The organism is Pseudomonas sp. NPDC087336, assembly GCF_044744285.1.
Classification (GTDB): Bacteria; Pseudomonadota; Gammaproteobacteria; order Pseudomonadales; family Pseudomonadaceae; genus Aquipseudomonas.
In genome coordinates this window covers 20,174-44,079 of the sequence record NZ_JBIUYA010000011.1, presented here as the reverse complement: position 1 = coordinate 44,079, position 23,906 = coordinate 20,174, and the positions used below count along the sequence as shown (strand labels likewise).

Here is a 23,906-nt window from a genome sequence, read left to right as displayed (position 1 = left end):
GCCTCTCCCATCATCCCGACGGGAAGGTCACTGGAGTTTCCCTCATGCCTTTTGTAAGCGTACGCATCACCCGCGATGGCGTTACCACTGAGCAGAAAGCTCAGGTGATTGCCGAGATCACTGAAACACTGGAACGCGTCCTCAACAAACGCCCTGACCTGACGCACATCGTGATCGAGGAAGTCGACACCGATAACTGGGGCTACGCCGGGATCACCACCACCCAGTACCGCAAGCAACTGGCGGAAGAGGGGCAGTCATGACGGCGTCGGTGACCATCGATTTCGTCTCCGATGTGGTGTGCCCATGGTGCGCACTGGGGGCGACGGCGCTGGAGCAGGCGATCGAGAATGTGGCGGGTGAGGTTGCGGTCGAGCTGACCTACAAGCCTTTCGAGCTCAACCCGAACATGCCGGCCGAAGGCGAGAAAGCCGTCGAGCATTTGATGCGCAAATACGGACGTACCGCTCAGGACGTCGCCAATGGCAAAGCGATGCAGATCGAACGCGGCAATGCCATCGGCTTCAAGTTCGACCTGGAGAAGCGCACGCACTTCTACAACACCTTCGACGCTCACCGTTTGTTGCTCTGGGCGCTGGAAGAAGGACGCCAGGTGGCGCTGAAGAAGATCCTGCTTCGCGCTTACTTCAGCGAAGGCCAGAACCCGAGCGATCAGCAAACGCTGGTGCGGCTGGCGGGTGAAGCCGGACTGGACGAGGCCCGTGCACGCAAGGTGTTGGCGTCGGGCGCCTTTGCCGACGAGGTGCGTGAGCTTGAAGAGTTTTATCGGCAGCACGGCATCAATTCGGTCCCGGCCCTGGTGCTCAACGGTCGTCACCTGGTGTCCGGTTCGCAGTCGGTCGAGTACTACGAACAGATGTTGAGACAAATGGCACAGGCCTCGGCCGAAGCCTGATCACCCAGTTTTTCAAACCATCATTTATCAGTAGAGGTTCATCATGAGCAATTCGAAAAAAGTCGTTGTCATCACTGGTGCATCCCAAGGTCTCGGCGACGGCATGGTCAAGGCCTTCCGCGAGCTCGGTTACCAGATCGTCGCTACCTCGCGCTCGATCAAGCCATCCACCGATCCGGACATCCTCACCGTGGCCGGCGACATCGGCGAGCCAGAGACTGCACAGCGCGTGATTCGTGAAGCGATCGCACGTTTCGGCCGTGTCGATACCCTGGTCAACAACGCCGGGATCTTCATCGCCAAGCCGTTCACCGCGTACACCGCCGAAGACTACGCCAATGTGTTGTCGGTGAACGTCAACGGCTTCTTCTACATCACCCAACTGGCAATCGCCGAGATGGAAAAACAAGGCAGCGGCCACGTGGTCAACATCACCACCAGCCTGGTCGACCACGCTATCGACGGCGTGCCATCAGTATTGGCCTCGCTGACCAAAGGTGGCTTGAACGCGGCGACCAAATCCCTGGCCATCGAATACGCCAAGCGCGGCATTCGAGTGAACGCGGTATCGCCTGGCATCATCAAGACCCCGATGCACGGCGAAGAGACCCACGCCGCGCTGGGCGCCTTGCATCCGGTCGGTCACATGGGGGACATCGATGACATCGCTAACGCGGTCGTGTACCTGGATGGCGCCAAGTTTGTCACCGGCGAAATCCTGCACGTTGACGGTGGCCAAAGCGCGGGTCACTAAGGTCCGGTTTTTCAAATGGCAGAAACAACAAAGCCCTCGTATTTCTACGAGGGCTTTGTTTTGTATGGTGCCGGCACCAGGAATCGAACCCGGGACCTACTGATTACAAGTCAGTTGCTCTACCATCTGAGCTATACCGGCGTGTCAGGGCGACGATTATAGCGATTGGGTAGGTTCTGTAAACCCCTGAATTCAGACTATTTTTGCGCGGGGCTTTGTCGAGGTCTTCCGACGTTCACTGATCGTCATCGCGAGGTGCAAAACGAGGTAGCAGAAGAGCTTTTTCTTGGGTGTGTTGTTGCAGATCCGTCGTTGCGTTATGTCTTTTGATCGAGCGCTTATGCACAACGGGATTTTCGATTCACCCGGTTTACAGTGTTTTTGTGGATCCGTTCTCATTAGCTCGCAAATGCCTGTTTTTCTGGTTTTTTATTCAGTGTACGAAATCTGAGCAGTGCCGTATCAGGGCTGAAACAGCTGTAAAGATTGGATCCATGAATATTTCATCAACAGAGTTATCCACAGGCTGTGAGCCCTTACGGACGTTCCGCAAGCAGCAGGACGTTACGCGGTGTGAGCGAGCTTTCACAGAAGGTGCCGAGGCGAACGGTGTAACCCTGTTCTTGTAGGAACAGGGCCCGATCCAGCAGCAGCCAAAGCTCCAGCGGGCGTCGGAAAATTCCGCGCAGAAGCTCCAGGTTGCGGACTTGGGCAAGACGCTGCCAACCGGTGGCCTCGAGTGCGGGCCAATCCTGGGTGCCGATTGTGGATAACTCTTTGAGATCGGCCAGGTGTTGGCAGTATTCGGCAAAGGGTTTTTCCAGCCATACGCTGGGCAGGGATGGGGTCGGCAGGTACTCGTCAACGCCGCGCACTTGCCTTTGCAACAAGTCGAAGCCTAGACGTCGGGCCATCGAGGTGTCGCGTTGGCGTCGCACGCGAGCGCCGGCGGTCACGGTTTCACTCATCGGTAGCCCCAGATCGTCGAGGGACAGTTGCAGGGCGGAGCTTCGGGCGGCTGAGGACATCGGCGAATACCGGTCCAGGCTGGTCCGGTTATAGCAACAAGGGGCGATGGCGAGTTGCTTGCAGCCGGCTGTGCTGGCGAGCCGGATCAGTCGCACGTGCAAATTGCCGCAGGCGTGCAGTGCGACGGGTGTGTGTCGACCGTTCAATAACGAAGCCGCATCGGCCGCCAGTACGTCCTGTTCGACATGCAGCGCGTGCAGTCGATGCCTCTGGCTGAGTGCCTGGCCGCTGGCAACCAGCGCTGGATCGTATTCCAGGCAGGTCAGTTGTTGTCCGGGTTGTAGCAGGCGTCGGCCCAGGTGTCCCTTGCCAGCGCACCAGTCCAGCCAATGCCTGGCGGTACCGGCAAATTGCAGTCGGCTGGCGAAGGCTTCAATTTGCTGCCACTTGCGCCCCGGCACATCCACATTCAATCGATGAGCTGGCGCTTGGAGCGCATGAGCGGGCAATTGATCCAGCGCACTCAGCGCCAGGGACATGTCCGCCAACGAAGCAAAAGGCTGCGGTGCTTCCACAAGGGCAGGGTGGTTATGAGCGCTTTCCGCCTCTTCCAGTGACCGCCCGCGTAACCAAGCGGCCAGCTCGGGGTAGGTGGTTTCCCAAGGCAGTTGCAGATGCGTGAAGGGGCGTGGTTTCCACAGCGCCTGATGCGCTGTCAGAAACGTGTCCAGCGCGGTGAAACGGGCGAGCAGTTCCTCGCCCGTCAGCACCCGAGGCTCAACGCCCTTGGCAGGCATCGACGCGCAACCAGCGCTCCAGCAGCTTGAAGCCGCGTACCAGCACATAGGCCATCAACAGGTAGAACATGCCGGCGGCAAAGAAGATCTCCACCGGCAGGTAGGTCCGGGCGATGATGGTGCGGGCCATGCCGGTCAGCTCCAGCAAGGTCACGGTGCTGGCCAGGGCGCTGGCCTTGAGCATCAGGATCACTTCGTTGCTGTAGGCCGGCAGGCCGATGCGCGCCGCGCGGGGCAGCATGATGTAGATCAGCGCCTTGGTTTTCGACATGCCCAGCGCCCGTGCCGCTTCGATCTCACCCGGCGGAATCGCCTGGATCGCGCCGCGCAGGATTTCAGCGATGTAGGCGGCGGTGTGCAGGGTCATGGTCGCCGTGGCGCACCAGAACGGATCGCGCAGGTAAGGCCACATCGAGCTGTTACGGATCACGTCGAACTGCGCCAGCCCGTAATAGACCAGGAACAGTTGAACCAGCAACGGCGTCCCACGGAAAAAGAAGATGTAGCCGTAGGGAAATGCCCGCACCCACCACAGGCGCGACGAACGCGCGATACCCAGCGGAATTGCCAGCAGGAGGCCTGCGATCACGGCAATGGCGACCAGTTCCAGGGTCAGGGTTGCGCCTTGGGCCAGTTTCGGCAGCCACTTGATGATGACTTCCCAGTTCATTGGGTGCTCCTCGCGAAGCCGCGAGCGGCGCGTTTTTCCAGGAAGTGCATGCCGGTCATGGCCAGAATCGTCAGACTCAGATACATGAATGCCGCGACCATATAGAAGGTGAACGGTTGCTTGGACACGGTCACGCCGATTTGCGCGTGACGCATGATTTCTTCCAGGCCGATCACCGACACCAGCGCGGTGTCCTTCATCAGGATCATGAACAGGTTGCCCAGGCCCGGCAGGGCGATGCGCCACATCTGCGGCATGATCAAGCGGGTGAAGATGCGCCATTTCGACAGGCCAAGGGCCACGCCGGCCTCACGATGGCCTTTGGGGATGGCGAGGATCGCGCCGCGAAACACTTCCGTGGCGTAGGCGCCAAAGCACAGGCCAAGAGCGATCACGCCCGCAGCGAAGGCATTGAGTTCAAGGTCAGGGTTGCCGAAAAACTCGCCCAGGGCGCGCATCAGGTTAACCGTGCCGAAGTAGATCAACAGCACCCAGAGCAGTTCCGGGATGCCGCGAACCAGTGTCGAATAAGTGCCGCCAAGCCATTGCAACGGCTTGTACGGGGAAGTCTTGGCCAAGGCGCCGAGCAGACCGAGCACCAGCCCCAGGCACAGGGCCGAGAGTGCCAGTTTCACAGTCATCAGCGCGCCAGCGGCGAGCGCCGGGCCGAATCCGTAGAGGTCGATAATCATGGATTTCTTTTCAAATCGCGGCAGGCAATACCGTGAACCGGCGCCATCAGGCGCCGGCCAGGCAGGTCAGGATCAATAGATGCTGAACGGGAAGTACTTGTCGTTGATCTTCTTGTAGGTGCCGTCGGCAACGATTTCTTTAAGCGCGATGTTCAGCTTCTCGCGGATCGGATCGTTTTTACGGACAGCAATACCGATCTTGTCGCTTTCTTCCACCGGGTCGCCCTTGAATTCATAGGACTTGCCGGCGTCGCTTTTCAGCCACTCGTAGTTGACGTACTTGTCGGCCAGGATGCCGTCCAGGCGACCGGAAGTCAGGTCGAGGTAAGCGTTTTCCTGGGTGTCGTAGAGTTTGACTTCAACGCCTTCCATGTTGTCTTCCAACCAGGTGCCGGCCAGGGTTGCACGCTGGGCGCCGATCACTTTGCCCTTCAGTGAATCCTTGTCGGTCTTGAAGTCGACGTCTTTCTTGGCGATGAACTGCAGCTTGTTGGAGTAGTACGGCTCGGTGAAGTCCACCGCTTGCTTGCGCTCGTCGGTGATCGACATCGAGGAGATCAGGAAGTCGAACTTCTTGGCGTTCAGCGCCGGGATGATGCCGTCCCAGTCAGAGGTGACCACGGTGCACTCGACTTTCATCTTGGCGCACAGGGCGTCGCCGATCTCTTTGTCGAAGCCGACGACATTGCCACTGGCATCTTTATTGTTGAACGGCGGGTAGGCCGCTTCGATGCCCATCTTCAGGGTTTCGGCCATGGCACCGGCGCTGAACGCCAGGGTAACGGCGGCGGCCAGGAAGACCTTCTTGTAATTGCGCATGCGGTTAGCTCCGTTAGCGGTTGCTGGACATGAATTGCTTGCAGCGCGCCGAAAGCGGGTTTTCAAACACCTGCTGTGGCGATCCTTGTTCTTCTACCAGGCCCTGGTGGAGGAATACCACTTCGCTGGAGACCTGACGGGCAAAGCCCATTTCATGGGTAACCAGCAGCATGGTGCGACCTTCTTCGGCCAGGGCGCGGATGACATTAAGTACTTCCTGGACCATTTCCGGGTCAAGCGCGGAGGTGGGCTCGTCGAACAGGATGACCTTGGGCTGCATGGCCAGGGTGCGGGCGATGGCCGCACGTTGTTGCTGGCCGCCGGACAATTGCGCCGGGTAGGCGTGGCGCTTGTCGGCGATGCCGACCTTGGCCAGCAGGGCTTCGGCGACTTCGATGGCTTCGGCCTTGCTCTGGCCGAGCACGCGGCGCGGGGCCTCGATGATGTTGTCGAGCACGCTCATGTGCGGCCACAGGTTAAAGTTTTGAAACACAAAACCGATTTCGCTGCGCAGGCGATTGATCTGCTTGCCGTCGGCAGCGACCAGTTCGCCGTTCTTCGCGGCCTTGAGCTTGAGTTCTTCGCCGGCCACCAGGATCTGGCCCTGGTGCGGGTTTTCCAGCAGGTTGATGCAACGCAGGAACGTGGACTTGCCGGAACCGGAGGAGCCGAGGATCGAGATCACGTCGCCGTCGCGGGCGGTCAGCGAGATACCCTTGAGCACCTCCAGCGAGCCGTAGCGTTTGTGCAAGTTGCGGATTTCAAGCGCGGGCGTGGCCTCAGCCATGTGCGTTCCTCATTGTGTATTCGCTCCTGCTGTTGGTGGCCTTCCTGGCGAGGCGGCCAAGCTAGCATAGCGTTTCAAGGGCAGCCAACAGCGCTAAGGGCAGTAAACGGTTGGTATGTGGCAGGTTGTCGCATCGGCACAGCAGACTGTCGCCCCATCAACAACCGAACAGCCGTTTGAACCCTGCTTTCATATAAAAGCGCGGTGGCTGTCGCGTAAAAAAGGGCGCGATGTTGCCAGCTTTGGCGGGGGGTTGGAAGCGCTAACGGGCCAAAGGTGGCGGATATGCCCTTTTATCGTGCGTCGACGGATTTTTGTGTGTGTTTCCGGGGCGCTGGTTCGTTCATAAAGTGAGTCGCAGGGTAACGCTTTGGCAAAGTGCCATTAATATCAATGGCTTGCGATCTCTGCTCCGTCAGGGCGAAGTTCCCGAACTAGACGGTTTTGAAACATTTTGGCGCAAATATTGCGTGCAGATTCCGGAACGCCCCGTTTGTTTCTTTTTACAAGAAAGAACACAGGCGGGATGCACGCATTCGCTTTTCCTTACAAAGGTAGTTTCAATGAGCAGTACCCAAAGCTCCAACGGCCTCGAACAGGGGCTCAAACCGCGGCATGTCACCATGCTGTCGATCGCCGGGGTTATCGGCGCCGGCCTGTTCGTTGGTTCGGGCCACGCCATCGCTGCAGCAGGCCCGGCCGTGCTCTTGGCTTACGCCGCCGCCGGCATGCTGGTGGTGTTGGTAATGCGCATGCTCGGTGAAATGGCTGTCGCTTCGCCAGACACGGGCTCGTTCTCGACATACGCCGATCGCGCGATCGGTCACTGGGCCGGCTTCACCATCGGCTGGCTGTACTGGTGGTTCTGGGTGCTCGTCATCCCGCTGGAGGCCAACGCCGCCGCAACCATCCTGCATGCCTGGTTCCCTGGCGTGGACATCTGGGCCTTCGCCCTGGTGATCACGATGCTGTTGACCGTGACCAACCTGTTCAGCGTGAAGAACTACGGTGAGTTCGAGTTCTGGTTCGCTCTGCTCAAGGTCGTGGCGATCATTGGTTTCATCGTGCTCGGCGTCCTGGCAATTTTCGGCTTCCTGCCCAACAGCCAGGTCAGCGGCGTTTCGCACCTGTTCGACACCCAAGGCTTCCTGCCAAACGGCATGGGCGCGGTGCTGGGTGCCATCCTGACCACCATGTTCTCCTTTATGGGCACCGAGATCGTGACCATCGCGGCCGCGGAATCGAAAAACCCTGGCAAGCAAATCTCCAAGGCCACCAATTCGGTGATCTGGCGGATCGGCTTGTTCTACCTCGTATCGATCTTCATCGTTGTGGCCCTGGTGCCATGGAACGACCCGATTCTGGCCAGCGTCGGTTCCTACCAGACCGTTCTTGATCGCATGGGCATCCCGAACGCCAAGATGATCGTCGACATCGTGGTACTGGTCGCGGTGACCAGCTGCCTGAACTCGGCGCTCTACACCTCGTCGCGCATGTTGTTCTCCCTGGGCAAGCGCGGTGATGCGCCAGCCGTTTCCACCCGTACCAACCAAAGCGGCACGCCTTACTGGGCGGTGATGCTGTCCACCGGTGCAGCGTTCCTGGCAACCTTCGCCAACTACGTGGCCCCGGCTGCGGTGTTCGAGTTCCTGCTGGCCAGCTCCGGCGCCATTGCACTGCTGGTGTACCTGGTGATTGCGATCTCGCAACTGCGCATGCGCAAGCAGCGTATGGCTCGCGGTGAGAAAATCGTCTTCAGCATGTGGTTGTTCCCGGGCCTGACCTACGCGGTGATCGTGTTCATCGTCGGTGCCCTGACCATCATGCTGTTCCAGGAAGCCCATCGTGTGGAAATCCTTGCGACCGGCTTGCTCAGCCTGCTGGTGGTGGCAGCCGGTTTGATGGTGGCTCGCCGTCGCAAGCTGGAAAAAAGTGGCGCGGTGGTGTTGAACTGATTCATACCGCGTAACGCAAAACGGCCGCTGTCAGTGATGACAAGCGGCCGTTTTTGTTTGAGTCGTAACCCTTACTCGGCTTTTTCTTCCGGCGCGTCCAGCGTCTGGCGGTAGACGTCCAGGGCGTCGCCGAAGTCGGTAATGAACTGCGGGTCGGTCAGCCATGTCTGGGCGGTCTCGCGGTCCATGCCGTCAGCCCACATGCGGTAGTCGATCAGCATGTCGGCGGCCAGGTGAGTGGCGGCCATGCCTTCGTCGTCGGCGTTTTCCATGTCCAGCAGTTCTGGATGGTCGATGATGATGAAGGCGAGATTCGTCAGTAGCACGGAGAGCATTTCGCGGCGGCTGATGGCTTCCGCGTCACGCATTTTGCTGAACATCGCCAGGGTGTATTCCGGGATCGGTTCGCCGATTTCGCCCAGGTCATCGTCCAGTGCGGCGGGTTTTCTGCCGTGGATATTGATCTGCTTGGCTTTGGCTTTCGCGCGTTTGGCGCGTTTCTGTTGCTTGTTCAGGGAGGCCATGGGAACTCAGTTCGGTTTCTGTTGGGTTTGTGCCGCGATGACGTCGGACGCCGCCACGTAGTCAGCCTGGAAGGCCGGTGATTCGATCCACGCCAGGGCGCCGGCTTCGTCGGTTTCGGTGGACCACTGGCGATACTCGATCAGCGCCGCGAGGATGAAGTCCATCGCGCCTTCTTCGCCTTCCTGCTCGTACACCAGTTCCAGCAACGGGTCTTCGAGGAACGCTGTGCACATGGCTTGCTGGCTGATCTTTTCGGCGTCGATCATTTTCTTGAACAGTTCGGTCAGGTCCACCGATTCGAAGTCGATGCGATCGTCGTTCGGGTCCAGCTCCACCGGCGCGGCGGCCCGTTGCGTGCGGTTCTGCTTGGCCTTGGCCTTGGCGCGGGAGGCGCGTTTTTGCTGTTTGTTGGCGGAGGCCATGGGCGTCGTTCCGTATTTCGTTGAAAGGGCTGGTGGCTCAGTTACGTGGCACTGTGCGCCCGGGTGTGTCGGGGGCCAGCTCGCCGTCTTGCAGCCAGGACAGTGCAATGGGCCATAGTGTGGCTTGGTATGCGCTGCGAAAAAAGGCGAAATGTCCAACTTCTTGTTCGCCGATGTCTTGGGGGGTGATGCGCAGGTGGGTGTTTATGCTGCCGGTGAAGTAGCCGAGCAGGCGCTCGATGGCCGGGACTGTGCCGTAGGGATCGTCGCTGAGGCTGATGGCCAGGGTTTTCGCGGTGACCGCGGCGAAGTTCCTGACATGGCCGTCCTGGCCGCTGGGGCGCTTTTCGTAACGAGCGGTGGACGTGCTCCAGTCATGGACTACACCGGCTGGGGTGTCTTCCAGCCAGCCGAGGCGTTTGCCGGGAAAATAGCCGTACAGCCTCGTCACCAGCGGCATCACCACATGCCACTTGGCAAACATCCGCCAGCGGTGAGCGGGCGCATAGTCGCGCCAGTAAGCGAATTGCGCGCCGACCGTCACCAGATGGCGAATTAGCTGGCCGGATGCTCCCAAGCCCGCTGCACAGCCTCCAAAGCTGTGACCGACCACGTCGATCGGTTGGCCGGGAAAGTCACGCTGTGCGCGCTTGAGCATCGCCTCGAAGTCCAGGGCGCCCCAGTCGGACCAAGTCGCTTTCAGTCCTTTCATAGACGCTGGCCGTGATTCGCCGATGCCGCGGTAGTCGTAGGTGATGACATCGAAGCCGTTGGCAAACAGGTAATCGGCGAAACGCGAGTAGTGTCGGCAGCGGACCGAGGTGGCAGCGTTGATGATAACCACTGCCCGGGAAGTGTCCTGCCGCGCATGCCGCCAGATGAAGCCGCTGAGGATGAAACCGTCGGCGGCAGCTTGCTTGAACGGTTCGCCCGAAGTGCCAGCCGTCAGTGGCAGCTCGATTTGAGTGGGGGCGAGTGAGGGGGTGTCCTGCAAATTCATTGGCGTCGGACCTTTGCGGGTAGCTGCCAACAATAGTCTTCGCGCCACGTATGAACAATCCATCACGGTTCCCAAGCAATGAGGTGATAGGTGGGTCTTGGGTGTCATCGGGTACGAGGGCGCTCTGGAGCTTGCGCAGTAGGCTGAACAGGCAGAAGAGAATGGCAAGAGAGCATGGGACGATGCTGCAGGGCGCCTTTGAAATGGCCTGAGGAACGGGCTGATAGACACGAAGGGTGGGGCAGCGATCCACGTAGTACGTTTCGTAGTGGCTCCAAGTTCAAATCGTTCTAAAACACGACGACCGTGCCGCAAATCCAAGTTAAGTAACGATTGGGTTCCATGGAACCCGGGAGTCGTCATGATGAAGTCTGTGAAGTCACTGTTCCTGCCCCTCGTCGCTATCAGCGTATTGATGTTGCCGGTTGCACCGCAGGCCGCCAGCCTCGAACCGGTCGACACTTCGGGCGTGCAGGTCCAACGCCAGGAACAAAACGGAATTGCCTACCTGTCTGGTGGTATCGGTGAAGATGAGGCGAAGGCCATCCAGCAAACCAAGGGTTACAACCTGCATATGACATTCTCCGTCGGCGTCGGTAACGAATACATTCCGGATGTAAATGTCGCCATTCAAAACGCCCAGGGGAAAAGCGTGTTGACCCTGACTGAGGCCGGTCCGCTGGTTTACGTTCAGTTGCCGCCTGGCAAGTACACGGTCGTTGCATCGCGTGCTGGTCAGGAGCGACGTGATACCGCGGATGTTGGCTCGGGGGCTGCGCGCAACCTGGTATTTCACTGGAGTGATAGTTAGCCGTGCCGTAAGGCGTGCGGTGAATTCCTCAACTCTCACATCCGCAAACAGCTGGCTTTACAGCTGTTTGCGGAGCACCGCGCGCTAGAGTTTGCGGTTTGCAAATGCGCGATGGATGGTTTGCTGAACAAACACCTGGGGGGATGTGTTAGCGGATGCTGCGGATGTTGCCCTTGTTGCCTTTTACCGTGACGGAGACTTTCTTGAAAATGAAGTAGTTTTCTTCGTTCACTTCGTAGCGAGGGGCGACGATCAGGTCGGCGCCGGACGATTTGACCGCTTTGTAGGCCGCAGCAGATTTAACCGCGCTGACGGGGTCCAGGCCAAGCCCGCTCAAGGCACCACTTTCACCGCCATAGCTGACGCCGTCTGCAAACTGGGAGTCGCCACCAAATTTGAGGAAGCCGAACAGTACGTTGACCGAAGACTGGCCGGAAATTGCGTCACCGACGGCAATGTCCGCTTTAAGGTCTGCCTTGACGGTGCTGTCGATTGGCGAAGACGGCTGGCTGTTGTTGTAGCTGACGCAACCGGAGGCGGTGGCAATAATTGTCGATAGGGCGAGGAGTTTCAGTAGCGTGTTCAATAACTGCTTCCTTACGTTGAAACATGAATGCATGCAGGCAGATTTGCTGCTGCGATAGTTTCAATGAGGTAAGCGCTTGCCCTCTATGAGAGGAATCCTAAAGCACTGTATGAAGAGTTGGCGCAACTGGAAGGAAAGAGTGCTTGGCAGGTGTAGGAGTTTTCGATGGCGGGGGGATTTGTTAAATCCCAAGTATAAAAAACTGAAACTTACCTGATGCCTCAGGCCCTCGGCACTACCCAGTTTTTTCTTGGGAACCGAGCATATTTTTACTATTTTTCCTCGCCGCGAGAGTCGAGCATGATCCTGCGAAACCAATAAAAACTGACCGAATCAGCGGTCGGCATGGGAGTAGCGTGTGCTCGATCTCAACTACTGGCAGCAGCGGGCTGCCCGCCAAACATTCATTGAAAATGCCTTGATCGAAGGGCAGCAGGTCGCGTGCGCCTCAGGTGCGACTTTCGAGGTGATCAATCCGGCGACCAACCAGCGGCTGGGCTGTGTCGCCGCATGCGGTGAGGAGGAAGTGAACCTTGCGGTTCGCTCGGCTCGCCAGGCGTTCGAAGAGGGGACGTGGGCCCGCATGGCTCCGGTGGAGCGCAAGAAGATCCTGATCAGGCTCTCCGAACTGCTCCTGGCCAACCGCGAGGAGCTGGCACTGCTCGACTCGCTGAGCATGGGCAAGCCGGTCATGGATGCCTACAACATCGATGTGCCTGGCGCGGCCAGTGTGTTCGCCTGGTACGGTGAAGCCCTGGACAAGCTCTACGATCAGGTCGCGCCTACCGCGCGAAATGCCCTCGCCACCATCACTCGTGAGGCCCTAGGGGTGGTTGCCGCCGTGGTGCCCTGGAATTTCCCGCTGGACATGGCTGCCTGGAAGCTCGCCCCGGCATTGGCCGCCGGTAATAGCGTGGTCCTCAAGCCCGCCGAGCAGTCGCCATTCTCTGCCTTGCGCCTGGGGCAGTTGGCGCTCGAAGCCGGCATTCCGAAAGGGGTGTTGAACGTTGTCCCCGGCCTGGGCGAAAGCGCCGGCAAAGCCCTGGGACTGCATCCTGATGTGGACTGCCTGGTGTTCACCGGCTCGACCCAGGTCGGCAAGTACTTCATGCAGTACTCGGCACAGTCCAATCTCAAGCAGGTCTGGCTGGAGTGCGGCGGCAAGAGCCCGAACCTGGTCTTCGAAGACTGCCAGGACCTGGACCTGGCCGCGGAAAAAGCCGCGTTCGGCATTTTTTTCAACCAGGGCGAGGTCTGCTCGGCCAACTCCCGGCTCTACGTGCAACGTTCTATCCATGATGAATTCGTCGAGCGGCTGATTGCCAAGGCTCGGGCCTGGATGCCCGGTGATCCGCTGGACCCTGAAAGCAGGGCCGGTGCGATCGTGGACAGCGAGCAAGCCGCCCGCATCATGCAGGCGATCGAGCAAGCACGGGGTGACGGCGCGAAACTCCTGGCAGGCGGCGAACGCCTGACCATCAATGGCTCTTCGAACTTCATCCAGCCGACGATTTTCGCTGGTGTGGATAGAAACATGCGCCTGGCGCGTGATGAAATTTTTGGTCCAGTATTAGCCATCAGTGCCTTCGACTCCGAAGAGGAGGCGATTCAGTTGGCCAACGACAGCATCTACGGTCTCGCCGCGTCAGTCTGGAGCGATGACCTAAACCGCGCTCATCGTGTGGCCCGGGCATTGAAGGCCGGGACTGTCTCGGTCAACACCATGGATGCTCTGGATGTCGCCATTCCTTTCGGCGGCGGCAAGCAGTCCGGCTTCGGGCGCGATCTTTCCCTGCATGCGTTCGACAAGTACACGCAACTGAAAACCACCTGGTTTCAGCTCCGTTAACGTCGCTTCCGTCGGCTACGTCGCAAGGCGTGGCAGGGAAAAACTCATCTGCACGCACTCCCCGCAGTGGCGTGCTTTTCCTGTTTGTGGGGCAGGCGGAACGGTCATCTGACACCCTTTGGTCGACTCACCCTAACGGGTGATATCGGCACTTTTGCGAGCGTGGGAACATCATTTCAACCCCGGCACCAGTAAAACTTGTGTCGCTCCCAACCATTCTTTCGGCGAGTCTTTGAAGTGGAAAACGATCGGTTTTTTTCTGCGCAATGGTTCGAACAGATGGCCAAGGTGACCGAGAGTATCGGTCAACCGGGATTCGCCGCGACGCTGTTCGAAACCCTGGGTTGCATCTGGCCCATCCAAGCGACGACGCTGTACCTGTATCCGCATGGCGGTATGCCCAGCGCGCTGTTCGAACTGGACGGCCCCTGGCTACCGCAAGGCAATGTGCGCCAGTACCTGTCCGGGTTCTATCTGCTCGACCCGTTCTACGGTGCCTGTGTGGAAGGCGTCAGCTCCGGTTGCTACGACCTCGCCGAGGTCGCTCCCGACCATTTCGAACTCAGCGAGTATTACCAGTCGTTCTATCGCCACTCGCACCTGCAGGATGAGTTGAACTACATCCTGCAGTCTGCCCCCGGGCTGAGCCTGGCGGTGTCACTGGCGTTTACGGAAAAACTCGACGCCGCTACGACGCAGCAATTCAAGCGCATGACACCTTGGGTCCTGACCTTGCTGGGCAAGCATTTTGTCGGCCTGGACACGCGCGGGGCGCGCTTCGAAAACCTGTTGGAGCAGCGCATCCACTCGGCACTGGATAATTTCGGCTCGTCGATCCTGACCGAGCGCGAATGCCGCATCGCCCAACTGATCCTGCGTGGCCATTCGACCCGCTCCCTGGCCGAGCGCCTCGGGGTATCGGAGGACACCATCAAGTCTCACCGCAAGAACGTCTACTGCAAGCTCGACATCGGCACGCAATCGGAGTTGTTCTCCCTGTTCATCGATTCGTTGGCCGAAGCCCAGGGCGTGCTCAGCAAAGACCCGCTTGAAAGCTACATGAGCAAGAGCCGCTGAGCGGACTTGCTACCCCTCGCGTGACTACCAACAAAAGAGAAAAAAGCCATGAATGCACCCTTCGAACCGAAACGGCAGACTCAGGATTATCAGAAGTCCGATGCAGCCCACCATATCCACGCGTTCGTGGATCAAAAGGCGCTCAATGCCGAAGGCCCTCGAGTGATGGTACGCGGCGAGAGACTGTATCTCTGGGACAACGACGACAAGCGTTACCTGGACGGCATGTCGGGCCTGTGGTGCACCCAGCTCGGCTATGGTCGCAAGGACCTGACCGCGGCGGCGGCTGCGCAGATGGACCAGTTGCCGTACTACAACATGTTCTTCCACACCACCCACCCAGCGGTGATCGAGCTGTCTGAGCTGCTGTTCAGCCTCTTGCCGGGCCACTACAGCCACGTCATCTATACCAACTCCGGCTCCGAAGCGAACGAGGTGCTGATCCGTACCGTTCGCCGTTACTGGCAGGTCGTCGGCAAGCCGCAGAAGAAGATCATGATCGGCCGCTGGAACGGTTATCACGGCTCGACCCTGGCGGCCACTGCGCTGGGCGGGATGAAGTTCATGCACGAAATGGGCGGCCCCATTCCGGACGTCGCGCACATCGATGAGCCTTACTGGTTCGCCCAGGGCGGCGATCTGACCCCGGCCGAGTTCGGTCGACGCTGTGCCTTGCAACTGGAAGAGAAGATTCTGGAACTGGGCGCCGACAATGTCGCGGGCTTTATCGCCGAGCCTTTCCAGGGCGCTGGCGGCATGATCTTCCCGCCTGAGAGCTACTGGCCGGAAATCCAGCGCATCTGCCGCCAATACGATGTGCTGCTGTGTGCCGATGAAGTGATCGGTGGTTTTGGTCGCACGGGCGAGTGGTTCGCCCACCAGTACTTCGGTTTCGAGCCAGACACCCTGTCGATCGCCAAGGGACTGACTTCCGGTTACGTGCCAATGGGTGGCCTGGTGCTGGGCAAGCGCATTGCCGATGCGCTGGTGGAGCAGGGCGGTGTCTTCGCCCACGGCCTGACTTATTCCGGACACCCGGTGGCGGCCGCGGTGGCGCTCGCCAACCTCAAGGCGCTGCGTGATGAAGGCATCGTGCGCCAGGTGAAGGAGGATACCGGGCCGTACTTGCAGCAGATTCTGCGCGAGGTGTTCGGCAACCACCCGATGATCGGCGAGATCCAGGGCGCGGGCCTGGTCGCGGCCTTGCAGTTCGCCGAGGACAAGGCTACGCGCAAACGCTTCGCCAACGAAAACGACCTGGCCTGGCAGTGCCGCACCTTTGGTTTTGAAGAGGGCGTGATCATTCGCTCGACCCTGGGCCGCATGATCATGGCGCCGGCGCTTGTGGCAACGCGCGCTGAGCTGGACGAGCTGGTTGAGAAGACTCGCATCGCGGTCGACCGCACCGCACGGATCGCGGGAAAGCTCTGAAGTCATCTGTGTGCCAACCCATGCACGGGGTGGTGATCGCCAGCGTTACATCGCCCTGGATGCATATCGATTGAACTGAGGCTGCCGGAAATCGGGCAGCCCACTCTTCAGCAGATCATTCACCAACGGTATCCGTTCTTCGGATACCGCAGCGTCCTGCATTCAAATTTTCAGGAGTCAGCAATGATTACAACAACAAGCGTGGCCGATACTCCTTCCCATCATTGCCCGGCGGATTCGCCTGGCCGGTTTCGACAATCCCTCGGGCTTACCGGGCTGGTCCTCTTCGGCCTGGCATACATGGTCCCGCTGGCGGTGTTCACCACCTATGGCCTGGTGACCCAGATAACCAAGGGCCACTTGCCTACCGCCTACCTGCTGACCCTTGCCGCCATGCTGCTGACCGCCTACAGCTACGGACGCATGGTGCAGGCGCATCCGTATTCGGGATCGGTGTACTCCTATACGCGCAAGGCCTTCGGTAGCTACTTTGGCTTCATGGCCGGCTGGACCTTGTTGCTGGACTATATCTTCCTGCCGCTGCTCAGTTATCTGCTGATCGGCATCTACATGTCCGAATACTTCCCCGCGGTTCCCGCTGCGGTGTGGGTGCTCGGCTCCATTGCCCTGGTGACCTTCCTCAACCTGATCGGCATCGAATCCATCACCCGGGTCAACCTGTTGCTCGTGGTTGTCCAGCTGGTCTTCATCGTGGTGTTCGTTGCGTTGTCGATCCACAACCTGAGTGATCAGGCAGAGCCGGTCTCGCTGCTCGCACCCTTCCACCATGAAGGCTTCAGCGTGCCGCTGATCATGACCGGCGCGGCGGTCCTGTGCCTGTCCTTCCTCGGCTTCGATGCTGTGTCGACCATGGCCGAGGAGACACCCAACCCGCGGCGTCTCATCCCCCTCGCCATCATGGTGGTGAGCCTGCTCGGGGGCCTGCTGTTTGTCCTCGTTTCGTATTTCGCGCAAATGGTCTATCCGCAATGGAACAGCTTTGCCGACCCGGACTCGGCGTCGCTGGACGTCATGCGCCGCGTGGGTGGTGAGCTGCTGGTGACCGCCTTTACCGCCACCTACGTGGCCGGATGTTTTGCTTCGGCGATGGTCTCCCAGGCCAGCGTCTCCCGGGTGCTGTTCGCCATGGGTCGAGACGGCGCGTTGCCCCGGGTGTTCGGCAGGCTGGTTTCGAAGAAGCGGGTGCCGGCCACCGCGATCATGCTGGTCAGCCTGTTCTCGCTGATTGCCCTGTTCATCACCCTGGATACCGTTGCCAACATGATCAGTTTCGGTGCGCTCTTCGCGTTCTCGGCGGTGAACCTGGCGGTCATCAAGCATTACCTGGTCGACCAGAAGCTGCGCGGCCTGCGCAATTGCCTGTTATACGGCGCGGTGCCGGCCCTGGGGTTCCTCAGCACCATCTGGCTGTGGACAAGTCTCTCCAGCATGTCGTTCATGATTGGCCTGTGCTGGATGGGCCTGGGGCTCATTTGTTTGCTGGGCGTTACCCGTGGGTTCCGAATGAAACTGCCGGAGCTGCAGATGGCGGAGTGATCAAGGGTATGAAGCTGCGCAGTGTTTCGCGCCGCTGAGGCGGGACGCCCCTTGTGATCGCCCACGAAGCTTTCACGGGGGGCTTATCGCAGGTAAGTGGATTTCCAGATCGAACGGATCTACTCACATGGGTTTGGGCTTGGAAGGGAATGAACCACAGAAAGCAAAAAACCCGCACTAGGCGGGTTTTTTGTGTGTTTACAGGTGTGCTTGGCATCACCTGTAAACGAAAGGTGGTGCCCAGAGACGGAATCGAACCGCCGACACGGGGATTTTCAATCCCCTGCTCTACCGACTGAGCTATCTGGGCAACGGGGCGCATTAAACGGGTTTTTCAGGGGGTCGTCAAGCAAGTTATCAAAAAAATTTAATTATTACCGTCGCTTACGATCCGACCCCCGATTTTACGGGCTTACTCGGCAGGCGGTACGTAGCCTTCGGCCTTGGCGTAATCTTCGCCGGAGAAGTACTTGTCCATCTCGCCCTGAAGATATTTACGGTCTTCGGCGTTCATCATGTTCAAGCGCTTTTCATTGATCAGCAGGGTCTGGTGTTTTTGCCAGTCGGCCCAGGCCTTGGCCGAGACGTGGTCAAAAATGTCCTGGCCTTTGGCGCCCGGGAATGGAGCGCGCTCCAGGGCGGGCAATTCTTCTTTGTACTTGCGGCACATGATGGTGCGGGTCATGACGACTCTCCTGCGTTCAATACGGCGGCCGCGCGTTCGAGCAAGGTCTTGACCGGGGCGGCAAGGCCCAGGCGCGGCGGGGTGGCGAGGTTATACCAGAGCCAGTCGGCCTCGGCCACGTGATGGCCGGCCTCCTGGACCTGAACCAGCCAGGGTTCGATGGATAACTGGAAATGGCTGAAGGTGTGCACCAGGCTCGGCAGTGCCTGCTGATTGCCCAGCTCCAGCGAATGCTGCGAGGCGAGGTGTTGCAGGTCGTCGAGGTCATCGAGTTCCGGCAGGCTCCATAAACCGCCCCACAGGCCCGTGGAGGGGCGACGGTAAAGCAGGATTGCACCTTCACCATTGGCGAGCATCGGCATCAGCGTGCGCTTCTGCGGGATGGCTTTGCGTGGCTTGGGAATCGGGTAGCGGGTTTCCAGGCCGAGCATGTGCGCTTCACAGCCCTTTTCCAGCGGGCAGAGCAGGCAGCTCGGCTTGCTGCGGGTGCAGAGCGTGGCACCCAGGTCCATCATCGCCTGGGTGTAGGCGTTGACCCGATCGTGCGGCGTAAAACGCTCAGCGTTCGCCCAGAGCTGTTTGGCAACCTTCGGCTCGCCAGGGTAGCCCTCTTGTGCGGTAAAGCGCGCCAGCACGCGTTTGACGTTGCCATCGAGGATGGGGGCGCGCAGACCCATGCTGATGCTGGCGATCGCGCCGGCCGTGGACAGGCCGATGCCAGGCAGGTCGGTGAGTTTTTTCACGTCCCTGGGAAATTCACCGCCGTATTGCTCGACGACGATCTTCGCGGTCTTCTGCAAATTGCGCGCGCGGGTGTAGTAGCCCAGGCCCGTCCACAGGTGCAGCACTTCGTCCTCGGGCGCCGCGGCCAGGGCTTCGACCGTCGGCAGCGAAGCCATGAACCGGTCGAAGTAATTCAGCACGGTGCTGACCTGGGTTTGCTGCAACATGATTTCCGAGACCCACACCCGATATGGGGTGATGCCCTGTTGCCAGGGCAAATCGTGGCGGCCGTGGCGGTCGAACCAGTCCAGTACCGCCGATGAAAACTGCTCGGCTCTCATCGCTTGAACAGCCCCTTGAGTGCGTCCTTGAGTTCCGGGCTGACCTTGTCGCCCAGTTTCTCGTCGATTTTTTCGCCGATCCGTTCGCCCGCCATTTTGCTCGCGACCTGCCCCATGCGTTCGTTGTCCAGGCGGCAGGCCTTGGCGCCGAGTTCCAGTGGGCCGCGGCAACGCAGCGGCCACTGGATGCCGACAAATCTCTCGCTCACCTGGCAGGCCGGATCCGGCATGTCGCTCTTGTCGCCTTCGACAATGATACCCACGCGGTAATCCATGCCCAGGACGCGCAGGTCGACATCGCCGTCGCCGTTGACGGTCATGCCCGGGATGCGCACTTTCAGGTCCGGGTTGCTCGCGACACCGTTACGAAAGGTCAGGCTGCCCTTGAGCTCCTGGAACGGTGTGTCCTTGCCCCGTGGCTCGCCGCTGAGCTCCTTGCGGTTGAGCGTGGCGATGCCTTTGCACAACTGTTGTTCGAGGTTGGCATTGAGCAGCACGCCATTGTTGATGATGAAACTGGCGTTGCCGTTGAGGGTTTCGATCAGCGCTTTCTGGCTGTTACCGCTACCGGTGAGGGTGCTGTTGAGTGTTACCAGGCCCTTGACCGGTGGTTCCTTGCCCTGGCTTTCGAGGATTTTTTCCGCGGGCACCCGGCTGATCTGCGTCTGCATGTTCAGCACCGGTGCCTGCTGGCGCACATCCAGGGTGCCCTTGGCTTCGAAGTTGCCCTCGTACAGGTCACCGCGCAGGCTGCTCAGCGTCAACAATCCACCTTGGCCGGTGGCCTTGAGTACGGCGTTCTGGATCGGCAGTTTTTCCAGGGTCAACTGGCCGAAGGTCAGGTCGGCGTCTACATCCAGCTTGTTCAGGCGTTCCACCGGCAGCAGGCGTTCGTTGCTCCAGGCTTCCTTGGTTGGGGATTGCGGCAGCGGTGTGCTGCCGGCCCCGGCCATGGCATCGGCTTCGGTGCTGGCGACTTCGGCCTGGCGCACTTGCTCGGCGCTGTTGGCCTCGGCCGACTTCGGCGCCAGGTAACGGTCGACGTTGAAGGTGTCGGCCTTGAGGGTGGCGCGCAGCGATTGCTTGGCGAAGTCCTCGACGGCGATGCGACCGGTGAAGGTGCTGTCGTCGACTTTCAGGTTGATGTCATCGAGCGTAAGGCTTGTGGGCGTACCGGCCAGGCGCGTGGCCAGTTCGACCTTGCTCAGGCTGCCTTCGGCCATCGCCGGCAGTTTCTGGCCGATACTATCGACGAACTTCGCCAGGTCGAACTGGGCAATCGACAGGCCTCCGTTGACCTGCGGGGTCTTGTCGAGGTCATTGACCTTCAGTTCACCCAACGCTCGCAGTTGATTGGCGGAGACCTTGATCCCGGTCCATTCGGCGACATTGGCAGCCTTGTCCAGCAGCAACTGCCCCTGGGCGGCAAAGGTCACGGTCTTGCCTTGCAGCGGATCGCCGGCGACTTCACCGGACAGCTTCATGTCTTCCAGTTTGTAGCGCTGCAACGCGCGCTCGAAGCGCAACTCGCCGTTGAGCTCGGTGCGCACCCGCAGAACCGGTTGGTTGGTGCCCAGGAATGCGGTGAGCTTGACCGGGATATTGGTGGAGTCGTGCACCGGGCCGGTACTGAGCTGGATGCTTTCGGCGCTGAATTGCTTGCCGGTTTTTTCGTCGCTGTATTCAACGCGGGCGTTGTTGACGGTCAGGCTGTCGATGTCCAGGCGAATGGGCTGGGCCGGTTTTTCCGCCTGGGCGGTGGTTGTCGGCTCGGGTTCGCTGGTGGAATCGGCCGGCGTGGCCGTGGTTGCAGGCTTGGGCACCTTGCCGATGTCTTCCCAGTTGCCGTGGCCATCCTTGTCGCGGTTCAGGCGCAGGTTCAGGCCTTCGACGCGCACATCGCTCATCTGCACCTCGCGGCGCAGCAACGGTAGCACGCGGACTGACAGGCCGAGCATCTGCAGGTCGGCGAACGGTTCGGCGGGCTTGGCCAGGGTTGCGACCGCCGCATCGTGCAGTTCCAGGCCCAGCCAGGGGAACAGGCTCCAGCCGATATCGCCATTGAGCGTCAGCTCGATGTGGGCCTTGTCGCGGGCAATCTGGCGTATCTCGTCTTTGTAGTCGTTGGGATCGAAGAGGTGGGTCAGGGCAAAGCCCAGCGCCACTACGATCAGCAACAGCCCGAGAAGTACCAGACCCAGGATTTTGCCGAACGCTTTCATGGGCGAGTCCTTGTAGTTAGTCGAATTCGAAATTTAGCCGGGGAGTATAGCGCTCCGCAGCGACCGACCGGGCAGATCACAAGGGCAGAGCGGCGAGCATCCAGGCAAAAAGTGATTTTTCCTACGTGTAGTCAGGATCTGTACCGAAGAAGTTGTTAATCAGTTCGACAATGATCGGAAGGGAGGTTCCTTGGGTGGTACGAAAACAGACAACGTCGAAAACGTGATGTCAGTTTGGTTTTTCGGTCACTGGCAAATGCTACCCTGCACCGGTTCGTCCGCCTGTCCTGCGACGTAATGTCGCAGGGAAAACGAGCTTTTCCCTAAAAAACAGTCATGTCTGCGTGCATTAAGGCTGAGGGTGAAGAGTGGGTGACGAAACCTACTGATAATTGGGGGATACACAATGACCACGAGCATCACGGCGGACGGCCTTCAAGCCGGCCAGCCCGCCTTCCTTTCCAAGGAGCGCATCATCGCCAGGCCCGGTTTCAACCGTTGGCTGGTGCCACCGGCCGCGCTGGCCATCCATCTGTGCATCGGCATGGCCTACGGCTTCTCGGTGTTCTGGTTGCCGCTGTCCAAAGCACTGGGCATTACCGCGCCAGTGGCTTGTGCGCCAGACATGAGCTTCATCGCTCAAGTCTTTTCTTCGCAGTGCGACTGGCCGATTTCGATGCTCGGCTGGATCTACACCCTGTTCTTCATCTTCCTGGGTTGCTCGGCCGCCATTTGGGGTGGCTGGCTGGAGCATGCCGGGCCGCGCAAGGCGGGTGTCGTCTCGGCACTGTGCTGGTGCGGTGGACTGCTGATTTCCGCGCTGGGGGTCTATACCCACCAGATCTGGCTGATGTGGATCGGCTCCGGGGTTATTGGCGGCATTGGCCTGGGCCTGGGTTACATCTCGCCGGTGTCGACCCTGATCAAGTGGTTCCCGGACAAGCGCGGCATGGCGACGGGCATGGCGATCATGGGCTTCGGCGGGGGCGCGATGGTCGGTGCTCCATTGGCAGCGGCGTTGATGAGCCATTTTGCCTCGCCAACCAGCGTCGGCGTATGGCAAAGCTTCCTGGTCATGGCCGCGATCTACTTCGTGTTCATGATCGGCGGTGCGCTGTCCTATCGTGTACCGCCTACCGGCTGGAAACCTGAAGGCTGGACGGCACCTGCGAAAAAAGCCTCGAATGCGATGATCACCCACCGTCACGTGCACGTGAACGTGGCGTGGAAAACGCCGCAATTCCGCCTGGTATGGCTGGTGTTGTGCCTGAACGTTTCGGCGGGTATCGGCATCCTCGGCATGGCATCGCCACTGTTGCAGGAAGTGTTTGCCGGCAAATTGCTGGGCAATGACCTGACATTTGGTCAGCTGGACGCCGGGCAACTGGCTTCAATCGCCGCCATTGCTGCAGGGTTCACCGGTTTGCTGAGCCTGTTCAACATCGGCGGGCGTTTCTTCTGGGCTTCGTTCTCGGATTACCTAGGCCGCAAAAACACCTACTTCGTGTTCTTCGCCTTGGGCTTTGCCCTGTACGGACTGATCCCGAACCTTGGGCATCTGGGCAGCGTCGCACTGTTCGTGGCGGCGTTCTGCATCATCCTTTCGATGTACGGCGGTGGTTTTGCCACGGTTCCTGCTTATCTCGCGGACCTGTTCGGCACGCAGATGGTTGGCGCGATCCACGGGCGTCTGCTGACGGCGTGGGCGGCGGCGGGCGTGTTGGGTCCGGTGCTGGTGAACTATCTGCGTGAGTATCAGCTGAGCATCGGCGTTGAGCGTGCGGCGGCTTACGACATCACGCTGTACATCCTGGCGGGCCTGCTGGTGCTGGGCTTTATCTGCAATCTGCTGGTGCGTCCAGTGGCGGACAAGTACTTCATGACCGACGCCGAGCTGGCTGCCGAACAGGCGCTGGGCCACGACAAGGGGGCTGACAGCAGCACCGTGCTGGAGTGGAAAGCCGATGCCGGCACCAAGCCGCTGGCGGTGGCTGCCTGGCTGGTGGTGGGTATTCCGTTGGCGTGGGGTGTCTGGGTGACCTTGCAGAAGACGGCGGTGCTGTTTCACTAACACCAGTTTCAACCCGAAACCTGTGGGAGCGAGCTTGCTCGCGATAGCGGTCTGACAGTCAGCAAAAGTGTTGAATGTGATGGCCCTATCGCGAGCAAGCTCGCTCCCACATTTGTTTGCGTCGTCTGCAAATGGCTTGTATGGACATGTCTATCGTCGGCACCCCCGAATTCACTCCGTCAGTGATATCACCTCCCGTGTTTCTGTTTCGCGCCCGCGCCCCTATAATGGATGCCTTTTTCGCCCA

General features: G+C 59.7%; 22 protein-coding genes and 2 tRNA genes. 10 read left to right on the top strand and 14 right to left on the bottom strand.

What is annotated here, in order from left to right:
* Positions 1–44: 44 nt before the first annotated feature.
* Genes ACIO0C_RS13245 through ACIO0C_RS13235 form a run of 3 tightly spaced genes read left to right on the top strand, consistent with a single transcriptional unit; the run spans position 45 to position 1,670 of the window.
* Positions 45–263 (top strand): 4-oxalocrotonate tautomerase family protein, encoded by a 219-nt coding sequence (locus ACIO0C_RS13245; RefSeq protein ID WP_056852134.1) that lies wholly within the window; start codon positions 45–47, stop codon positions 261–263.
* Complete coding sequence (locus ACIO0C_RS13240; RefSeq protein ID WP_401312508.1) at positions 260–916, top strand: DsbA family oxidoreductase; 657 nt, start codon at positions 260–262, stop codon at positions 914–916. Before ACIO0C_RS13245 ends, ACIO0C_RS13240 begins: the two co-directional genes overlap by 4 nt.
* Before the next feature lie 43 nt (positions 917–959).
* Complete coding sequence (locus ACIO0C_RS13235) at positions 960–1,670, top strand: SDR family NAD(P)-dependent oxidoreductase (protein WP_401312505.1); 711 nt, start codon at positions 960–962, stop codon at positions 1,668–1,670.
* 65 nt (positions 1,671–1,735) lie between these two features.
* Here the strand turns inward: ACIO0C_RS13235 and ACIO0C_RS13230 are convergent.
* From ACIO0C_RS13230 to ACIO0C_RS13205, 6 genes are all read right to left on the bottom strand, one after another.
* Positions 1,736–1,811 (bottom strand) — tRNA-Thr (locus ACIO0C_RS13230).
* Positions 1,812–2,206: 395 nt separating this feature from the next.
* Positions 2,207–3,436 (bottom strand): methyltransferase, encoded by a 1,230-nt coding sequence (locus ACIO0C_RS13225; protein WP_401312502.1) that lies wholly within the window; start codon positions 3,434–3,436, stop codon positions 2,207–2,209.
* Positions 3,417–4,106, bottom strand: coding sequence for an ABC transporter permease (locus ACIO0C_RS13220; protein ID WP_401312499.1), 690 nt, complete (start codon positions 4,104–4,106; stop codon positions 3,417–3,419). Before ACIO0C_RS13220 ends, ACIO0C_RS13225 begins: the two co-directional genes overlap by 20 nt.
* Positions 4,103–4,798, bottom strand: a complete 696-nt coding sequence (locus ACIO0C_RS13215; RefSeq protein WP_008058481.1) for an ABC transporter permease — start codon at positions 4,796–4,798, stop codon at positions 4,103–4,105. The genes ACIO0C_RS13220 and ACIO0C_RS13215 overlap by 4 nt, the downstream gene beginning before the upstream one ends.
* 72 nt (positions 4,799–4,870) lie before the next feature.
* Positions 4,871–5,617, bottom strand: coding sequence for an ABC transporter substrate-binding protein (locus tag ACIO0C_RS13210; protein ID WP_401312496.1), 747 nt, complete (start codon positions 5,615–5,617; stop codon positions 4,871–4,873).
* Positions 5,618–5,630: 13 nt separating this feature from the next.
* Complete coding sequence (locus ACIO0C_RS13205; RefSeq protein ID WP_007972784.1) at positions 5,631–6,404, bottom strand: ABC transporter ATP-binding protein; 774 nt, start codon at positions 6,402–6,404, stop codon at positions 5,631–5,633.
* A gap of 563 nt (positions 6,405–6,967) precedes the next feature.
* Between ACIO0C_RS13205 and gabP the strand changes: the two genes are divergently transcribed.
* A complete protein-coding gene (gabP, locus tag ACIO0C_RS13200; RefSeq protein WP_401312493.1) occupies positions 6,968–8,359 on the top strand; it encodes a GABA permease in 1,392 nt (463 codons plus the stop codon).
* A 71-nt stretch (positions 8,360–8,430) separates the two neighbouring features.
* On the opposite strand, the gene ACIO0C_RS13195 is transcribed toward gabP, so the two are convergent.
* The 3 genes from ACIO0C_RS13195 to ACIO0C_RS13185 are packed head-to-tail and all read right to left on the bottom strand — an operon-like array spanning position 8,431 to position 10,306.
* Positions 8,431–8,883: a hypothetical protein gene (locus ACIO0C_RS13195; RefSeq protein ID WP_401312490.1), complete on the bottom strand. Its 453-nt coding sequence runs from the start codon at positions 8,881–8,883 to the stop codon at positions 8,431–8,433.
* 6 nt (positions 8,884–8,889) lie between these two features.
* On the bottom strand, positions 8,890–9,306 hold the full coding sequence (locus ACIO0C_RS13190) for a hypothetical protein (RefSeq protein WP_401312488.1): 417 nt from the start codon (positions 9,304–9,306) through the stop codon (positions 8,890–8,892).
* 37 nt (positions 9,307–9,343) lie between these two features.
* Positions 9,344–10,306: an alpha/beta fold hydrolase gene (locus ACIO0C_RS13185; RefSeq protein ID WP_401312485.1), complete on the bottom strand. Its 963-nt coding sequence runs from the start codon at positions 10,304–10,306 to the stop codon at positions 9,344–9,346.
* Between the two features lie 364 nt (positions 10,307–10,670).
* On the opposite strand from ACIO0C_RS13185, the gene ACIO0C_RS13180 reads away from it, so the two are divergent.
* A complete protein-coding gene (locus ACIO0C_RS13180) occupies positions 10,671–11,117 on the top strand; it encodes a carboxypeptidase regulatory-like domain-containing protein (RefSeq protein ID WP_401312816.1) in 447 nt (148 codons plus the stop codon).
* Between the two features lie 148 nt (positions 11,118–11,265).
* On the opposite strand, the gene ACIO0C_RS13175 is transcribed toward ACIO0C_RS13180, so the two are convergent.
* On the bottom strand, positions 11,266–11,703 hold the full coding sequence (locus tag ACIO0C_RS13175) for a hypothetical protein (protein ID WP_401312482.1): 438 nt from the start codon (positions 11,701–11,703) through the stop codon (positions 11,266–11,268).
* Positions 11,704–12,061: 358 nt separating this feature from the next.
* Between ACIO0C_RS13175 and ACIO0C_RS13170 the strand changes: the two genes are divergently transcribed.
* From ACIO0C_RS13170 to ACIO0C_RS13155, 4 genes are all read left to right on the top strand, one after another.
* On the top strand, positions 12,062–13,552 hold the full coding sequence (locus ACIO0C_RS13170) for an aldehyde dehydrogenase (protein WP_401312479.1): 1,491 nt from the start codon (positions 12,062–12,064) through the stop codon (positions 13,550–13,552).
* Between the two features lie 279 nt (positions 13,553–13,831).
* Positions 13,832–14,629, top strand: a complete 798-nt coding sequence (locus tag ACIO0C_RS13165) for a helix-turn-helix transcriptional regulator (protein WP_401312476.1) — start codon at positions 13,832–13,834, stop codon at positions 14,627–14,629.
* Between the two features lie 48 nt (positions 14,630–14,677).
* Complete coding sequence (locus ACIO0C_RS13160) at positions 14,678–16,060, top strand: aspartate aminotransferase family protein (protein WP_401312473.1); 1,383 nt, start codon at positions 14,678–14,680, stop codon at positions 16,058–16,060.
* A gap of 183 nt (positions 16,061–16,243) precedes the next feature.
* Positions 16,244–17,617, top strand: a complete 1,374-nt coding sequence (locus ACIO0C_RS13155; RefSeq protein ID WP_401312470.1) for an APC family permease — start codon at positions 16,244–16,246, stop codon at positions 17,615–17,617.
* A gap of 234 nt (positions 17,618–17,851) precedes the next feature.
* Here ACIO0C_RS13155 and ACIO0C_RS13150 read toward each other — a convergent pair.
* From ACIO0C_RS13150 to ACIO0C_RS13135, 4 genes are all read right to left on the bottom strand, one after another.
* A tRNA-Phe gene (locus ACIO0C_RS13150) sits at positions 17,852–17,927 on the bottom strand.
* A gap of 102 nt (positions 17,928–18,029) precedes the next feature.
* Entirely contained in the window at positions 18,030–18,302 is a 273-nt protein-coding gene (locus ACIO0C_RS13145; RefSeq protein ID WP_003220737.1) for an oxidative damage protection protein, read from the bottom strand.
* Entirely contained in the window at positions 18,299–19,366 is a 1,068-nt protein-coding gene (gene mutY, locus ACIO0C_RS13140; RefSeq protein ID WP_401312467.1) for an A/G-specific adenine glycosylase, read from the bottom strand. The genes ACIO0C_RS13145 and mutY overlap by 4 nt, the downstream gene beginning before the upstream one ends.
* Positions 19,363–21,588 (bottom strand): AsmA family protein, encoded by a 2,226-nt coding sequence (locus tag ACIO0C_RS13135; protein ID WP_401312464.1) that lies wholly within the window; start codon positions 21,586–21,588, stop codon positions 19,363–19,365. Before ACIO0C_RS13135 ends, mutY begins: the two co-directional genes overlap by 4 nt.
* 406 nt (positions 21,589–21,994) lie before the next feature.
* Between ACIO0C_RS13135 and ACIO0C_RS13130 the strand changes: the two genes are divergently transcribed.
* Positions 21,995–23,659 carry an OFA family MFS transporter gene (locus ACIO0C_RS13130; RefSeq protein ID WP_272604281.1) on the top strand — a complete coding sequence of 555 codons (1,665 nt, stop codon included), beginning with the start codon at positions 21,995–21,997 and terminating at the stop codon, positions 23,657–23,659.
* Positions 23,660–23,906: the final 247 nt, after the last annotated feature.

Excerpts from the sequence above, each read along its gene's own strand:
- ACIO0C_RS13240 (WP_401312508.1), top strand. The coding sequence starts at position 260 with ATGACGGCGTCGGTGACCATCGATTTCGTCTCCGATGTGGTGTGCCCA.
- ACIO0C_RS13180 (WP_401312816.1), top strand. The coding sequence starts at position 10,671 with ATGAAGTCTGTGAAGTCACTGTTCCTGCCCCTCGTCGCTATCAGCGTA.
- ACIO0C_RS13225 (WP_401312502.1), bottom strand. The coding sequence starts at position 3,436 with ATGCCTGCCAAGGGCGTTGAGCCTCGGGTGCTGACGGGCGAGGAACTG.
- ACIO0C_RS13145 (WP_003220737.1), bottom strand. The coding sequence starts at position 18,302 with ATGACCCGCACCATCATGTGCCGCAAGTACAAAGAAGAATTGCCCGCC.
- ACIO0C_RS13245 (WP_056852134.1), top strand. The coding sequence starts at position 45 with ATGCCTTTTGTAAGCGTACGCATCACCCGCGATGGCGTTACCACTGAG.
- ACIO0C_RS13130 (WP_272604281.1), top strand. The coding sequence starts at position 21,995 with ATGACCACGAGCATCACGGCGGACGGCCTTCAAGCCGGCCAGCCCGCC.
- ACIO0C_RS13165 (WP_401312476.1), top strand. The coding sequence starts at position 13,832 with ATGGCCAAGGTGACCGAGAGTATCGGTCAACCGGGATTCGCCGCGACG.
- ACIO0C_RS13195 (WP_401312490.1), bottom strand. The coding sequence starts at position 8,883 with ATGGCCTCCCTGAACAAGCAACAGAAACGCGCCAAACGCGCGAAAGCC.
- mutY (WP_401312467.1), bottom strand. The coding sequence starts at position 19,366 with ATGAGAGCCGAGCAGTTTTCATCGGCGGTACTGGACTGGTTCGACCGC.
- ACIO0C_RS13210 (WP_401312496.1), bottom strand. The coding sequence starts at position 5,617 with ATGCGCAATTACAAGAAGGTCTTCCTGGCCGCCGCCGTTACCCTGGCG.
- ACIO0C_RS13135 (WP_401312464.1), bottom strand. The coding sequence starts at position 21,588 with ATGAAAGCGTTCGGCAAAATCCTGGGTCTGGTACTTCTCGGGCTGTTG.
- ACIO0C_RS13160 (WP_401312473.1), top strand. The coding sequence starts at position 14,678 with ATGAATGCACCCTTCGAACCGAAACGGCAGACTCAGGATTATCAGAAG.
- gabP (WP_401312493.1), top strand. The coding sequence starts at position 6,968 with ATGAGCAGTACCCAAAGCTCCAACGGCCTCGAACAGGGGCTCAAACCG.
- ACIO0C_RS13215 (WP_008058481.1), bottom strand. The coding sequence starts at position 4,798 with ATGATTATCGACCTCTACGGATTCGGCCCGGCGCTCGCCGCTGGCGCG.
- ACIO0C_RS13190 (WP_401312488.1), bottom strand. The coding sequence starts at position 9,306 with ATGGCCTCCGCCAACAAACAGCAAAAACGCGCCTCCCGCGCCAAGGCC.
- ACIO0C_RS13185 (WP_401312485.1), bottom strand. The coding sequence starts at position 10,306 with ATGAATTTGCAGGACACCCCCTCACTCGCCCCCACTCAAATCGAGCTG.
- ACIO0C_RS13205 (WP_007972784.1), bottom strand. The coding sequence starts at position 6,404 with ATGGCTGAGGCCACGCCCGCGCTTGAAATCCGCAACTTGCACAAACGC.
- ACIO0C_RS13220 (WP_401312499.1), bottom strand. The coding sequence starts at position 4,106 with ATGAACTGGGAAGTCATCATCAAGTGGCTGCCGAAACTGGCCCAAGGC.
- ACIO0C_RS13235 (WP_401312505.1), top strand. The coding sequence starts at position 960 with ATGAGCAATTCGAAAAAAGTCGTTGTCATCACTGGTGCATCCCAAGGT.
- ACIO0C_RS13155 (WP_401312470.1), top strand. The coding sequence starts at position 16,244 with ATGATTACAACAACAAGCGTGGCCGATACTCCTTCCCATCATTGCCCG.